Genomic DNA, 14438 nt, shown 5'->3' with positions numbered 1-14438 from the left:
AAATCCAGAGACAATAAAAGTAAAAAAACAGTGCGCTGACAATGCTTGAACCTTGACAGGACAGATGAACAATCTCGTTGTTTCCTATTATTTTAATAGATTCTGTTTTACTTTTCACTGAATATAACCCGGCAAAACCGTGCATTTCTAATACACTGGACAATCAAAGCAAATCGCATTCAGCGTATGCATGAAACGGGCTTATAATTCCCAATTGATATTATTGTTCCCACACTCTGTCTGCACAAACAGGTCATGATCGAGAAAATCTATAGATATTCATCCATGATCACATTAATTGTATTTGAGAACACAGTTATTCTACAAAAGTTCATTGATATGAATAATTACAAAACAAGTGGTTAACGCACATCGAGTATGATTTCAACCATATGCGCCTGCCCTTCGCGGTGATAGTGCAGTTCGACCGACTGTCTCGCTTGCAGCGTTTTCAGAATCTCGGAATATGAGGCCAGATCGTTGATTTGCTGATCGGCCAGACGTATCAGGATATCACCTGTCTGTAGTCGCGCTTGATGCGCGGGGGTTCCGGCTATGACGCTGTCAACGCGTACGCCCTGTCCACGGTATGCAAAATCCGGGACCGTACCCAGTCGGGCGCGGCGTCTGGCTTTGGGCTCGCCTGCCTGCTGCGCACCGTGCGCCGTACCGGATTGCAGCGTCACAGTCAACGGTTCGATACGGCTGGCCAGATACTCAGCTGTTTCTTTAAGCACAGCCGCAACTTTGACAAGTCCGGCAGCATCAATTTTATCAACCGTATCGCCAGGCGCATGATAGTCTTCGTGCGCACGCCCGAAAAACTGCACTGCCGGTATGCCCGCCTCGATAAAGGCTGCCTGGTCACTGGACCCGAAGTCGTCAAGCACCGCATTAACCGAAATGCCCGTCACAAAGCCCGCGCCACGAAAGACATGCACCAGTTCCTGTGCACTGCCAGCTCCCAGTATAGTGACAGGGAGCTCGCCCAGACGCCCCACGGTATCGAGATTCAGCATGGCAGTTACTTTTTCAGCAGGATAATCTTTCATATGATTGATATAATACTTCGATCCCAGCAATCCGGACTCTTCACCGGTAAAAGCGATAAACACGATACTGCGTTCCGGCCGCCACTTTGAAGCGACCTGACGCGCCAGCTCGAGCATTACAGCCACACCGCTGGCGTTATCATCCGCACCATAGTGAATTTTTCCCTGATTACCTGTACGCACATCCGGCCAGCCCGTACCAAGATGATCGTAATGTGCACCGATCACTACGCTCTCCTCGGTCAATTGCGGATTATTACCAGGCAGAATACCGACCACATTGCGCAAAGTAATTGTCCCCTTGGTCGTGCCGACATTCTGCTGCCAATTCTGGAAATAGCTGCCACCGTCACCACCTGGCTGCAAACCTGCCTGCTGAAATTGCTGTGCAATATAGTGAGCAGCTTCATCGAGCTCGGCACTGCCCAATTCGCGCCCCATCAACGCCTCGCCGGCCAGATAGGTGATATCCTTGATCATACGGCTGGCCGAAAAAACCGGTGGCAATTGCGCCAGCGCCACGCGTTTTTCCAGTTTGGCCATATAAACGGGATTTTCTGATTCATCGTCGGGTTGCCGGACAACAGCCGATAACGGTGACTGAATAACCGGCCATTGACCTTTATGGATATTCGCCAGGTCGTCGCCTTCAAAAGCCAGATAACTGTATTTGCGATAATGCGGCAGCTTTCGGGCCAGCTCGGCAACAGCCGGCGGATTATGTGCAGCCACCCAAAGGATCGTCTTGTCTGCTTGCGACGGTTGACGCGCGGTCAATACTATCGCATGAGCATCATCTGTAAACGCCCGTTCGTTCAGTGTCAACCGCCTTCCATCAAATCGTACAGCATGTTCTGTCAATATGTCTGCAGCTTGTCCGGCAAAACGGTTCTGCCAGCCCATGATCCAGACCATACGATCGGATGGCAGGTTTTCCAGCTGATCATCGCGCTTTATTTCAAACCGGCCCGGTTGCGACCGCTGCCAGGTTTCAGCCAGTTTTGCATATGCCTCCCGCATGTGCGCATCTTCATCACTGGGCAAAATCAGCAGCGGTGACTCGGCGCCAAATCCCTGCGAAAGCGCTGGCGGTATTTCACGGCTGTCCAGACGCCTGAAAACATCAAACTGGGGATCGATCTCCACACGCAGCGGACGCGATTGAAAATCCAATTCAATTACCTGTTCGCGCTGCTTCATGTCCACCTGCGTCTGATATGCCTGCGTTTCACCCTCCAGGTAGACCGCGACAGGCACCTGTAGTTGATACACCTCGTCTTGCTGTGATTGTTTGAATCTGATTTTAAGCGCGTAACCATGCGGTGTTTTTTTTGCGACCGCATTCTGCAAAGTCAGTTCGGGTGCACCGGCGCGATGTACCCATTGCTCAAAAAATGTGGAAAAATCACCAGATCCCAGTTCACCAAACAGGGCCTGCAGATCGTCAAAACCCGCCTGCTTGAATTTATACTGGTCATACAATTGCCGCAGCATACGAATAAACGTCTCGTCGCCGACCTGCCTTCGCAACATATGAAAAAACATCATGGTTTTTCCGTATCCGACCGCTTCAGAACTCGAACTATGACGTGCAACAAAACGCGCAATGGGAAAATCTTTTTTCTTGCCAACGAAATCGGCGTATTTTTGCAACACGTCGCGCCGATATTCCTCACCTTTGCCACGCTGTTCGTTAACCAGGTGATCGGCTAGATACGCCGTGAGTCCTTCCGCCCAATTGCCTCTGGTGTAATCGACGAACACACCATTACCCCAGTAGTTATGCAATATCTCATGCGGATACGATGAATGCAGAATAAATGGAAAGCGAATCACCTTTGGTCCGAGCAGAGTGAACGAAGGCATGCCATAACCGGTTTCCCAGAAATTCTCGACCAGCGCAAATTTGCTGTAAGGATAAGAACCGATCAGCTTGCCATACATACCGATATATTGCGCCGTGACATCCAGATACCGTTGCGCAAGCGGCTCATCCACCTCGCGCAGGTATACCATTGTCTGCACTGCGCCTGCAGATTGACTGTAACGCTGGTAACGACCGGCAACAAGGTAAATATCATCCTGCGGATTCAATTCCTCCCAGACCACAACAGTACCGGATTCATCAATATGATCGCTGATCAGCGAGCCCTGGCTGACCGCATCCCATTGGGACGGCAATCGCACGTTCATGCGAAACGACACCATCGGTTCACTAAAATGGGGATACCAGACACTCGAACTGGCAAGAAATACGCCTTCAGATGAAATGACACCAGGCGTGTAACTGAAACTGCGTGCATACTCCTGTCCTGGTTCCTGAACAGCATGATGAATGGTGCCGCTGTAATGCAGGGTCACCGGTTCGGACAAGGATTCCGGTATCAACGTATAATGCCGCAAGGGCACAGATGCGCTTTTTAGCGCACCTGTTTCAGCGGGCACCACCTTGCCACCTCCTACGGCATCAATCGTCAGATGAGCATGCAGACTGAATTGAATCGCTGTTGAAGCGCTCTCTAGGTAGTGTTGTGGAATCTTGATCCGGTCGACAACTTTGATTTCTGCTGAATCCGGTACGATTGACACATCCATCTGGTGATGAAATATCTCACCGTAGCTCAATGCGGCCATGCTGCAGAACAGCATGGCAAGACTGGTTATGAGAACAATTAATAATTGACACGTTTTATAGACATTCATGTATTCAGATTTATCCAGGTCATATCAAATTACAGAACCGCAGACGGCGGTATTGAATAGCAACAAGGCTGTATTGGCGTTCAAGCATACCCCATATATTTTGGTAAATCCATCCGCGCGATAAAGCCTGGCAGCTGAACATGCATAGCAAACTCGACAAAACAATGCCCTCGGTCAGACTCGCTACCGCGCTTATTTTACTGACGCTGATCTTTTTGTCCGGTTGTCAGCAACTTGCCAAACAGGTACAACCAACCGACGGTATCCAGACAACCAGCACACCCTACCAGCGCAAAGACTGGCCGCACTGGATTGATGCAGACAGGGACTGCCAGAACACCCGACAGGAAATGCTCATTGCAACCAGCCGTATACCTGTTCAATTCAAAGACGCGCGTCGGTGCACTGTCAAGACCGGCGTATGGATCGGCCCTTACACTGGCAGAAAATTCACAAAAGCTTCCGATGTCGACATCGATCATATCGTGCCGCTCGCACATGCCCACAGGCATGGTGCAGACAATTGGACGCGCGCGCAGCGTCGCACATTCGCTAACGATTTCGACAATCTGCTCGTCGTCGATGATGCCACCAACCAGGCCAAATCCGACAAAGCTCCACATGAATGGCTGCCGCCAGACAGGTCGTTCTGGTGCGAATACGGCCGCCGCTGGCAACATGTCAAGGACAAGTACCGGCTGATTTACAGCAGAGAGGAGCGTAACGCTCTAAAACGGCTAGCTGCCGATTGTTTGCCTAGATAAAGGGCATAAAAAACACGGCGCAACCCATTTTAAATAAAATGCCACAGTGCCAGTTACATTTCTTATAATCAAAAACATTTCCAAATCGATACGCAGTCGATATCACATAAAACCAACCACCGAGACCATACCGCAAGAGATTCGGTTGCATCGGTCAACGGACATTGTCACCAGACTGCTTTATTTGCAAAAACCCGTTCTGGCGAATGGCACACAGCGCAGTCTGATTGACATATCGTATGCCGCAAAATCGATAAGCAGCGTTAGATTAAAAATGCGATACGAGGCTAAAACGGACGAAAATATGTTGATTTAACCAATAACCAAACCTGTTTTCGTCCGCTGCTGACAAGGCGGCGACTATACAGACTGCTTCTCAGCTATCCGCTAATAATTCCACTGCAACTGAAACCGCATCAAATTAGCATCTTTCACATGGACCAGGTTTTTGACGTTGGTTCTGTCCATGTGCGAGTAAGCGATAACGAATTCAACTTCCGGTCGTATCTGCCATTCAAGACCCGCTTCGATTTCCCGGACACGGGCGAATGGCGCATTATCCGCGAACTTCTCCGCACCGTCATATTTTTGCCACTTGAAATACGGAATAAGAGGGCCCCACGAACTGTCGTATTTATACATCGCCTGTACGTAACCACCGTTGATATTGCCGGATACGATACGCGTCCTGTCATCGTTCAATTGTGGTGACTTGCCCCAGTTCCATTCAGCCTGGAGACCGAATGGTTGCGGATATAAAATCGCATGAAGCCCGATACGCGCATCGCGATAACCTTTTTTATTGAAGGACGGTGCTGCGAGAATGCCGGCATCGGCGTTTGCCGCGACCGTCGGTACAAAGCGACCGGTGTAGCCATACACGCCGGCTTCGAAAATCTGTCCGTTACTGAACTGGAACGGATATGTCAGCCGTGCAGCAAAGTGCAGATTGTCATTTTTGTCGCGTTCGTTAATACCCTGACCAGTATACGCGCCAATACCGATGACACCATAGTCTCCTGATCCTTTAAGCCCTTTCTTCAAGTAGCTGAAACGCTTCTGGATATGCTCGGGCGTCCAGTAAAAGAACACGCCCGTGTCCCGTTCGTTGCGAACACCAGTACTGAGCGGATCTGCACGTTCGAAAGCCAGACGGTCGCGGCTGGACTGCAACAACTCGAAACTGTTCGGAATCTTCGACATACCCGGACGCACACGAAACTCCTTTTTCTTATCGAAGTACAGGTCGCCATACATATCACGCACCGAAACATCGCCGCCAGCGAATTCTGTCTGCATATAAAGTTTCAGATGATCGGTGATATCGCCCTGGAATACCAGTCGCGCACGGCGAATGAAATAATTGGTATCTTCTTCGATCGATTTGTCACCGGGCGACGACAGATTTTCCAGATCACCACCTAGACCGGCACTTTGACGAAACTGCGTATATCCGCCGATCTTGATTCTGTCATACCATTTCGTCTCCTCTTTTGCTGCAGTTTTTTCCGCCTCGGGTTCAGGCGCCAGAACCGGCTCAGGCTGTTCAGCTGCCGCCTGTATTGCCTGTTGTTGTTCTTCCAGCCTGGTTTCCAGCGCTTTGAGTTCTTGCATCTTATGATCGATTCTCGCCTCAATCGCCTGTGCGTTTTTTTCGTCAGCCTGGACAGCTGCATTTCCGGCCCGTCTCACGGGCTCAAAATCACCAAGCTTTACCCGGTTCTTTCCCGGCGTGGTATATACCTGATTGGTTTTCGTATCGACAAAGAGCGTCAACGCCGACTGTACATAGGGTGCATTTGTAAGCAACAGGATTGCCGCAAAACACGGCAATATTTTCCGCCCCAGGCCGAACAGACTTTTCCTTCCCTTCCATCCAAAATTACTCATGCTTTCTCCAGTAAAAATTCCGGAGAGAAGGTTATTACAGAAATATTACATTTATATTACATTAGCAAATTTGTAATATTTAACGGACGGCAGAAGCAGAATCAGCAAGTAATTCAGTCAAAACTCTGGACACACCGTTTTGCCATCCGGGCAAATACAGGTTGAATGTTTTCTGAATCTTCGCTGCATCCAGCCGTGAATTTAACGGACGTTTTGCCGGTGTCGGATAGTCACTACTGGGAATCGGATGCAGAGCCTGGGGCAGCACTTTCAAAGGCAAACCGGTTTTGGCCGCATGAGTAAGTATAAAATGCGCAAATCCGTACCAGGATATGCAGCCTTGCGCGGTCAGATGATACAATCCGCTGACAGAAGCTTCTTGTTTCCGGGCATGTAATGCGCGAATAATATGCGCAGTCACATCAGCGATCAGTTCAGCGCCCGTTGGTGCGCCGAACTGATCGTCAACAATTCGCAGTTGATCGCGTTCTTGGGCAAGCCTGAGCATGGTTTTGACAAAATTATTGCCATAAGCGGCATATACCCAGCTGGTGCGCAAAATAATATGCGCGCAACCGGATGCAATGATGTGTTTTTCTCCGCTCAATTTGGTTTTCCCGTACACACTCAGCGGATTTGCCGCTGCGGTTTCTGTTCGGGGTTGATCACCACTGCCGTCAAACACATAATCAGTCGAATAGTGAATCAGCCATGCGTTCAGCCGTTTGGCTTCATCTGCGAGCACAGCCGGCGCTACGGCATTGATGGTTTGCGCCAGTTCCGGTTCCTGTTCCGCTTTATCAACCGCGGTGTACGCCGCCGCATTGATAATGATGTCCGGCCTGACAGTTTCTACTGTTTGGCGAATACCCCTGATATTCGCCAGATTACCACATAAAACAGAACTGTCCGATCCCAGAACAATCAACTGATCCGGCGCTGCCAGCGGAGCCAGGCTGCGCTGCAGTTCCCAGCCAATCTGGCCATTTTTACCGAACAGCAGTATTTTCATGAGCGCTCCGGCCGTAATGCTGGTCAATCCACTGACGGTAACTGCCGGTCTGAACACTGGCTATCCAGTCCTGATTGTCCAGATACCATTGCACTGTTTTGCGAATACCGCTGTCAAATGTTTCAGCGGGTTTCCAGTTCAAATCACGCTCTATTTTGCGGGCATCAATAGCGTAACGCGTGTCGTGACCCGGACGATCCGCCACATACGTGATCAGTTTGTGATAATCGCCAACCGGGGATGACACGACCAGTTCCTGCAGTAGTGCACAGATGGTTTGCACAATGTCGATATTTCGCTTTTCGTTCCACCCCCCGATATTATATGTTTCACCCGGCTTTCCGGTCTCCAGCACACGGCGCAGCGCACTGCAATGATCGGATACATATAGCCAATCGCGTATTTGCCTGCCATCCCCATAAACAGGCATCGGCTTGCCTGCAAGAGCGTTAGTGATCATAAGTGGAATCAGTTTTTCCGGAAACTGGTATGGCCCGTAGTTATTGGAGCAATTTGTCATCAGTATCGGCAAGCCGTACGTTTTGTGATATGCATTGACCAGATGATCGCTGGATGCTTTGCTGGCTGAATACGGGCTGCTTGGCTGATATCGGTGCGTTTCCGTAAAGGCCGCTTCTTTCGATTCCAAAGAACCAAACACTTCGTCAGTCGAGACATGCAGAAAACGAAAACCGCATTTTGCCTGTTCATCAAGCGTTAACCAGTGCGCGTGAACCGCTTCAAGAAGCTGGAACGTACCTACAATATTAGTCTGAATGAATTCACCGGGCCCGTGGATCGACCGATCGACATGGCTCTCGGCCGCAAGGTTGATCACCGCTCTTGGAGAATACTGCTCAAGCAGCTCTGACACCAGTTCCTGACAGCCGATATCCCCCTTTACAAAAATATATCGGCTGTCATTCGATACCGAAGCCAGATTCTGCAGATTTCCCGCATACGTCAACTTGTCCAGATTGATAACGGCTTCATTAGATTGCATCAACCATTCTCGAATGAAATTTGAACCGATGAAACCCGCTCCGCCTGTTACTAAAATCATATAATTCGCCTATAGTAAACCACGAAAACAATTATTCCCCGGGATTTTCTGGTAGCCATTCGGGCACAATTCCCATCTCATTGGACGTAGCCTGCAATTCGCAATCTGCACCAATACCCGGTACCCACGCCAGCTTATCGCCACAGAAAATTAATGGTAAGGAACATCGTTGCCACGGTGGCACAGCGGCTTCCTGCATCAGGTTCTTCAGACTGCGCCGTGGCCGCTTACAATCGGGTGTAAAATGTTCTCCGCCCTCTCGCACCCTGATGTACACCGTTTTCTGCTTTAATTTGTAAGCGCTCAACCCTCTGCCCTGTATCGATACAAAACGCAGCGAGCCACCCAGTTCCGCAAGCTGCATGCACGGTTCCCCTTGCCATGTTTGCTGAAAATGTCTGGGTGGTGGTTTCTGCACAGGCAGGATATACATACGGTCCTTAAAATATCGAATTTCGGCATTGTCGATCACTACCCGCAACTGTGTGTCTTTTTTGGCACAATGCAGCTGATTCAGTATCTCATCAAGCTTGACCGTTGCCGGTAGTTGGATATTATGTTTATGTAACATATACCGTAGTAGATTTCTGGCGCGCGGCAGATTGAGCTCGCGCAGCGTTGGGACATCTATACTGCCGCCATTCAGGCAGCTTTTTGCATCCATTTCCGCCAGTTCGTCGAGCAACAGGACCGCCTCGGCCATATGCCGACTGGATCGCAGCAGTGTCTTCGAATAAGCCGGAAAACGCCTGTGCAATATCGGCAATAATTCATGACGAAGAAAATTCCGGTTAAAATTCCGGTCATCATTGCTTTCGTCATGAATCCAGTCCAGTCCATGCCGGCGCGCATAGGTTACAATTTTGGCGCGAGGCACGTTAAGTAACGGTCTTAAAATTGATGGCGACGCATGGTCAGCCTGTTTGCGCATGACAGGCATGGCGCTCAATCCCCTGACACCCGCCCCGCGTAGCAATTGCAGCAGCAGTGTTTCGGCCTGATCGTCCCGATGTTGCGCCAAAACCAGATAATCACCATCCAGCTGACTGAAAACACGATATCTTTTTTTTCGCGCAATAGCTTCAAGACTCGCTCCCCGGGTTTTCTCAACTTTCAGGTACGCAACCAAAACGGGAATATCGTATCCATAGCATTGACGACAACAAAAATGACTCCAGGCTGCGCTCTGTGGGCTGATTCCATGATTCACATGCACTGCAGATAATTCAAACAGCATTCGCCTGGATACAATCGATAATACATCAAGCAGTACAACTGAATCGACACCGCCGCTCAAACCGACAGTCAGGCGATTTCCCGGCTTGATGGTTTTCCGTAATACTGTTTCGACTTCGTCTACCAGATAATCCGTGTTATTCGATTTTTTCCTCCTTGAACGAACCATACATCATCAATCGTTCCAGACGCTTTTCAATAAGCGCGTCACCAGAATAACCCTGCAGCTTTCTGAGTGAATCCTGTATCACAGATTTCACCGATTGCATCATAGCCGGATAGTTGCGGTGCGCACCGCCAACCGGTTCGGCAATAATACTGTCAATTAAATGCGCTGCTTTAAGCCGTTCGGCAGTGATGCCCATTATTTCTGCCGCCTCTGGCGCTTTATCCGCACTTTTCCAGAGTATCGATGCACAGCCTTCAGGTGATATAACCGAGTAAGTGGCGTATTGGAGCATATGCACCATGTCACCGACTGCGATCGCCAGCGCACCACCCGAACCGCCTTCACCAATGACGATACACACTATAGGCACGTTGAGTTCAGCCATCACATACAGGTTTTTTCCGATCGCCTCGGATTGCCCGCGTTCTTCAGCATCTATACCAGGATACGCACCCGGTGTATCAATAAAGGTAATCAGGGGTATGGAAAATTTCTCGGCCAAACGCATTAATCGCAATGCCTTACGATATCCTTCCGGTTTAGGCATACCAAAATTTCGATGAATTTTCTCTCGCGTGTCCCGTCCTTTCTGATGGCCAATCACCATTACCGCATGACCATTAAAACGCGCCAGCCCACCAACGATGGCATGATCGTCAGCGAAGTTGCGGTCGCCGTGCAATTCTTCAAAGTCCGAAAAAATATGTTCAATATAATCCAGTGTATAAGGACGTTGCGGATGTCTCGCAACTTGTGAAATCTGCCATGGCGTCAGTTTCGCATAAACACTTTTGGTCAAAGCTTCACTTTTTGTCTTCAGTCGCTCAATTTCCGCTGAAATATCCAATGCGGAATCCTCCTGGGCGAATCGCAGTTCTTCAATTTTTGATTCGAACTCTGCAATACTCTGCTCAAAATCCAGAAAAGTGATTTTCATGTAAGCATAAAAAAAAATTTTAAAACGTGATGATACAGGATTTAGCTTTGAATCTGCATGCATGAATGCATTCAGAGCGGTTATTATCGCTTTTCCACAACCCTGCCGTGTTTTTCCAGCGGAAAAAAACTCAACTCATTTTTGTGTGTCTAACAGCAAAAACATATCTTATTTTCAAAGAATAATGCACGATCGCTGCGTTCAATGAGCAAAATTATAAATGAAGTTCAATGAATAAAGCCTGGTCACTTTTCGCGGTGTGTACTTCACGTATAAATTCGCGTAGTGTACTCGGCAAATTTCAGCGCAAGAAGATACGGAGGAAACATGAAAAGAAGAACTTTCCTGATCGGTGCAGGCGTGACGGCATTGGCACCATTGGCTGTTTTTTACTCTTCAAGGCAGGCACAGGCGCTAACATCTGCGACAGTTCAACGTTTGAAAAAACCGCATACAGCGTGGCGCAATATGATTTCACTGGAAGCCTATAAGATTTTGTTTGAAGAGCATACCGAACCACCCGGCAGCAGCTCGCTTAATGACGAATATCGCGAAGGCACGTATATTTGTGCAGCTTGCTATTTGCCTTTATTTGAAAGTCAGTATAAATACGACAGCGGTACCGGGTGGCCGAGCTTCACACAACCGATTGCTGGACATATCGACACCAAAAAGGATTACAAACTTATCATTCCACGTACTGAATATCACTGTGCACGATGCGGCGGGCATCAGGGGCATGTATTTAAGGATGGCCCCAAACCGCGTGGCGAACGCTGGTGCAACAACGGGTTGGCGTTGAAATTTATTGTTCATACGGAATCGCTTCCGCCATTGAGAGGATAAGGACAGATGATGCAATCAAACAGACATCACATCATCAACAGCACCGCTCTTTTCATGCTGGCGATCATTACGGCTCAGACAACCGCATGCCAGCAGCCCGGCAACGATACTCCGCAGCAACCCATTGTGCATTCTGTACCTGAAGAAAATATAGGCATCGCTATTTTTGCCGGCGGTTGCTTCTGGTGCACCGAATCGGATTTTGATAAGGTACCCGGCGTCATCTCCACAACATCCGGATTTATCGGGGGCACGGTTGCCAATCCGACCTACAAGCAGGTCGTGGTCGGCAACACGGGACACATCGAAGCAGTCAGGATTGAATACGATAAGTCCATTACCACTTACGCAGCACTGCTGGAAGCTTTCTGGCCCACGATTGACCCAGTGTTTAAAGGTGGCCAGTTCTGCGATATCGGCCCGCAATATCGCAGCGCAATTTTTTATCTAAATCCCGAACAACAGGCTTTGGCCGCAGCTTCCAAGGCTGCCCTGGAAGCCAGCGGTCGTTTTGAACAACCTATTGCGACTGAAATTTTGCCGGCCACTCAATTTTATTCGGCCGAAGAATACCATCAGGATTACTATTTGAAGAATCCACTGCGCTATACATTCTACCGTAGCAATTGCGGACGCGACGACCGCCTGCAACAGCTTTGGGAAGATGAGCATTAATCCTGCCACACCCTATATTTCTCTGGGAAATCTGACACCCGATGCATTTCTGCAACAATATTGGCAGAAAAAACCACTGTTGGTCCGTAATGCTTTACCGGGATTTCAGGGGTTGTTGTCTCGCAAGGAGCTGTTTCAGCTGGCTGCCAATGACGAGGCACAATCACGCCTGGTGATTCAAAAGGATAGACAATGGCTGTTGAAGCACGGCCCTCTGGGAAAACGAGATCTTCCAGGTTCAACTGAAAATAACTGGTCATTGCTGGTGCAGGACGTCAATCATTTTTTACCATCGGCTAATCGTTTATTATTGAAATTCGGATTTATTCCGTTTTCACGACTGGATGACCTGATGGTAAGCTACGCGCCAGCAGGTGGTGGTATCGGGCCTCATTACGATTCCTATGATGTGTTTCTGTTGCAGGGCCCTGGACGCAGACGCTGGGAGATAGCTGCTAATTATGACAATCAGCTCGTTGCAGATGCTCCGATAAAAATTCTTCAGCATTTTAATGCTGAAGAATCATGGGTGCTGGAACCGGGCGACATGTTATACCTGCCACCGAACTATGCCCATCATGGTGTTGCAGTGGATGCCTGCATGACCTATTCCATCGGCTTCCGGGCACCCAGTCATCAGGAATTGATCCATCAGTTTCTGGTTTATTTACAGGATCATTTGCATACCGAAGGGTGGTATAACGACCCCGATTTAAAGTGTCAAAGCAGACCTTGGGAAATCCATCCTGATCTGCTGCTGCAGACCGTTCAGATTCTAAACAAAATCAAATGGCAGGCAACGGACGTGGAAAATTTTCTCGGTATCTACCTGACGGAACCCAAAGCACATGTTTTTTTTGACAGACCCCAAGACCCTTTATCATCTGAAGCATTTGATACCGCTATCTGCACAAGAAAATTCCGGCTTAGGCTTAATTTAAAAAGCCGGATGCTCACCGGGCACCGGCAGATCTTTCTCAATGGTGAAAGTTACCCGGTCAGTCCGGCAACAGAAAATGCACTGTGCATACTCGCCAACCGTGAAGAGATTTCGACCGACAGTCCGTTGAATGACGAATCAAGAAAAATTCTTTATCAATGGTATGTTAACGGCTTTATCGAGGTAACTTCACACTCCTGAGCACGGCATGCCCCAAAATATTTTCGTTGATCTTTTTTAAAAGGTACTGGACATATATTTTTGAATCTGGTATTAAGATTATGGTCCCTCGATATTTGAAGGACAATAGAGCTGTTTAACAAAATTAATTCGTAAAAATTCTAGAATAGGAGATTTTAAGCATGAAATACTCTTTATTTATAGCTGCTTTACTGGCAATGTTTTTAGTAGGTTGTGGTGATGGTGGAAAACCAGGTCAATATCCACCAAGCCTGTATGAAGATGATACAGGAGAAAGACTGGGCGCACCCGCCGGTCAGAAATAATTGACTGATTAACTAGCAAACGGCTCCTGTCGATTGGCAGGAGCCGTTTTTTATGCAGGATTAACCCCTGGAACAATTCTCTTTATTACAATTCAACTCAAATCTTCTGGTAACTATCAAATCATCACGGTTATCGTTCAAAACTGTTTCCTTCATTTACCATTTAGCGCCAAAAATACTATTGGTAACAAATAAAATTATCCGCTTTTAATTTTAGTGCTGTGAATCCATATTGAGAGTCATTGCGAGACTGGAACGGCGGATTTATGCAACAGCTTTTCATTGTGTTTAATTACTGGCCCCGATTCATCAAAGCAGGCATATAGATCGTTTTCAAACAATCCGTTTACTGCTTTGTATATCGGTGCTGCCTGCCAGCACTCGTACTTTCAGCAAGTATGACTGGCGGGGAGTATTCGAAATTCTGTGTCATTTCTTTACTATTAAATAATATAAGAGCGACGCATGAATAGCTGCGCACCCCACCGTCTTTACGACACCACACATAAAATGTCGAGCATTCCAACCTGATTAGCGGTTGCCGAATTGCGAGCTATAGTCAAATCTGGTGTATGGAGAATCAAGCGGCCTGCTGCTTTTGATCCCCATTTTGTTTAACGCCGTCAACGAATTTTGCACCTTCAA

At 48.3% G+C, this 14438-nt stretch carries 11 protein-coding genes; 5 read left to right on the top strand and 6 right to left on the bottom strand.

All coding sequences use genetic code 11. The annotated features are described in order from the left end of the window. Nucleotides 1-362: 362 nt before the first annotated feature. Nucleotides 363-3755, bottom strand: a complete 3393-nt coding sequence (locus tag BMX44_RS14845; RefSeq protein ID WP_245738961.1) for a M20/M25/M40 family metallo-hydrolase — start codon at nucleotides 3753-3755, stop codon at nucleotides 363-365. Between the two features lie 140 nt (nucleotides 3756-3895). Here BMX44_RS14845 and BMX44_RS14840 point away from each other — a divergent pair, with 140 nt between their 5' ends. Then, entirely contained in the window at nucleotides 3896-4519 is a 624-nt protein-coding gene (locus BMX44_RS14840) for an HNH endonuclease family protein (RefSeq protein ID WP_245738960.1), read from the top strand. A gap of 387 nt (nucleotides 4520-4906) precedes the next feature. On the opposite strand, the gene BMX44_RS14830 is transcribed toward BMX44_RS14840, so the two are convergent. From BMX44_RS14830 to BMX44_RS14810, 5 genes are all read right to left on the bottom strand, one after another. Further along, a complete protein-coding gene (locus BMX44_RS14830; RefSeq protein ID WP_090634472.1) occupies nucleotides 4907-6409 on the bottom strand; it encodes a porin in 1503 nt (500 codons plus the stop codon). A gap of 79 nt (nucleotides 6410-6488) precedes the next feature. Beyond that, on the bottom strand, nucleotides 6489-7421 hold the full coding sequence (gene rfbD / locus BMX44_RS14825) for a dTDP-4-dehydrorhamnose reductase (RefSeq protein ID WP_090634470.1): 933 nt from the start codon (nucleotides 7419-7421) through the stop codon (nucleotides 6489-6491). Next, complete coding sequence (gene rfbB / locus BMX44_RS14820) at nucleotides 7399-8484, bottom strand: dTDP-glucose 4,6-dehydratase (protein ID WP_090634468.1); 1086 nt, start codon at nucleotides 8482-8484, stop codon at nucleotides 7399-7401. Before rfbB ends, rfbD begins: the two co-directional genes overlap by 23 nt. A gap of 31 nt (nucleotides 8485-8515) precedes the next feature. Beyond that, nucleotides 8516-9889, bottom strand: a complete 1374-nt coding sequence (tilS, locus tag BMX44_RS14815) for a tRNA lysidine(34) synthetase TilS (RefSeq protein ID WP_090634466.1) — start codon at nucleotides 9887-9889, stop codon at nucleotides 8516-8518. Further along, nucleotides 9858-10826, bottom strand: a complete 969-nt coding sequence (locus tag BMX44_RS14810; protein ID WP_090634509.1) for an acetyl-CoA carboxylase carboxyltransferase subunit alpha — start codon at nucleotides 10824-10826, stop codon at nucleotides 9858-9860. The genes tilS and BMX44_RS14810 overlap by 32 nt, the downstream gene beginning before the upstream one ends. A gap of 327 nt (nucleotides 10827-11153) precedes the next feature. Here BMX44_RS14810 and msrB point away from each other — a divergent pair, with 327 nt between their 5' ends. The 4 genes from msrB (at nucleotide 11154) to BMX44_RS16925 (ending at nucleotide 13793) form a co-directional block, all read left to right on the top strand. Beyond that, nucleotides 11154-11672, top strand: coding sequence for a peptide-methionine (R)-S-oxide reductase MsrB (msrB, locus tag BMX44_RS14805; RefSeq protein WP_090634465.1), 519 nt, complete (start codon nucleotides 11154-11156; stop codon nucleotides 11670-11672). A gap of 9 nt (nucleotides 11673-11681) precedes the next feature. Continuing rightward, nucleotides 11682-12347 carry a peptide-methionine (S)-S-oxide reductase MsrA gene (gene msrA / locus BMX44_RS14800; RefSeq protein WP_090634507.1) on the top strand — a complete coding sequence of 222 codons (666 nt, stop codon included), beginning with the start codon at nucleotides 11682-11684 and terminating at the stop codon, nucleotides 12345-12347. Continuing rightward, nucleotides 12337-13488 (top strand): cupin domain-containing protein, encoded by a 1152-nt coding sequence (locus BMX44_RS14795; RefSeq protein ID WP_090634463.1) that lies wholly within the window; start codon nucleotides 12337-12339, stop codon nucleotides 13486-13488. Before msrA ends, BMX44_RS14795 begins: the two co-directional genes overlap by 11 nt. Before the next feature lie 161 nt (nucleotides 13489-13649). Further along, the gene (locus BMX44_RS16925; protein ID WP_177167780.1) at nucleotides 13650-13793 is read left to right on the top strand and encodes a hypothetical protein; all 144 of its coding nucleotides are present in this window, start codon (nucleotides 13650-13652) and stop codon (nucleotides 13791-13793) included. Nucleotides 13794-14438 lie beyond the last annotated feature (645 nt).

It is taken from the genome of Nitrosomonas marina (assembly GCF_900110145.1).
GTDB lineage: Bacteria > Pseudomonadota > Gammaproteobacteria > Burkholderiales > Nitrosomonadaceae > Nitrosomonas > Nitrosomonas marina.
Note: the sequence above shows the minus strand (reverse complement) of the source record. Positions and strands in the feature narration are given on the sequence as shown.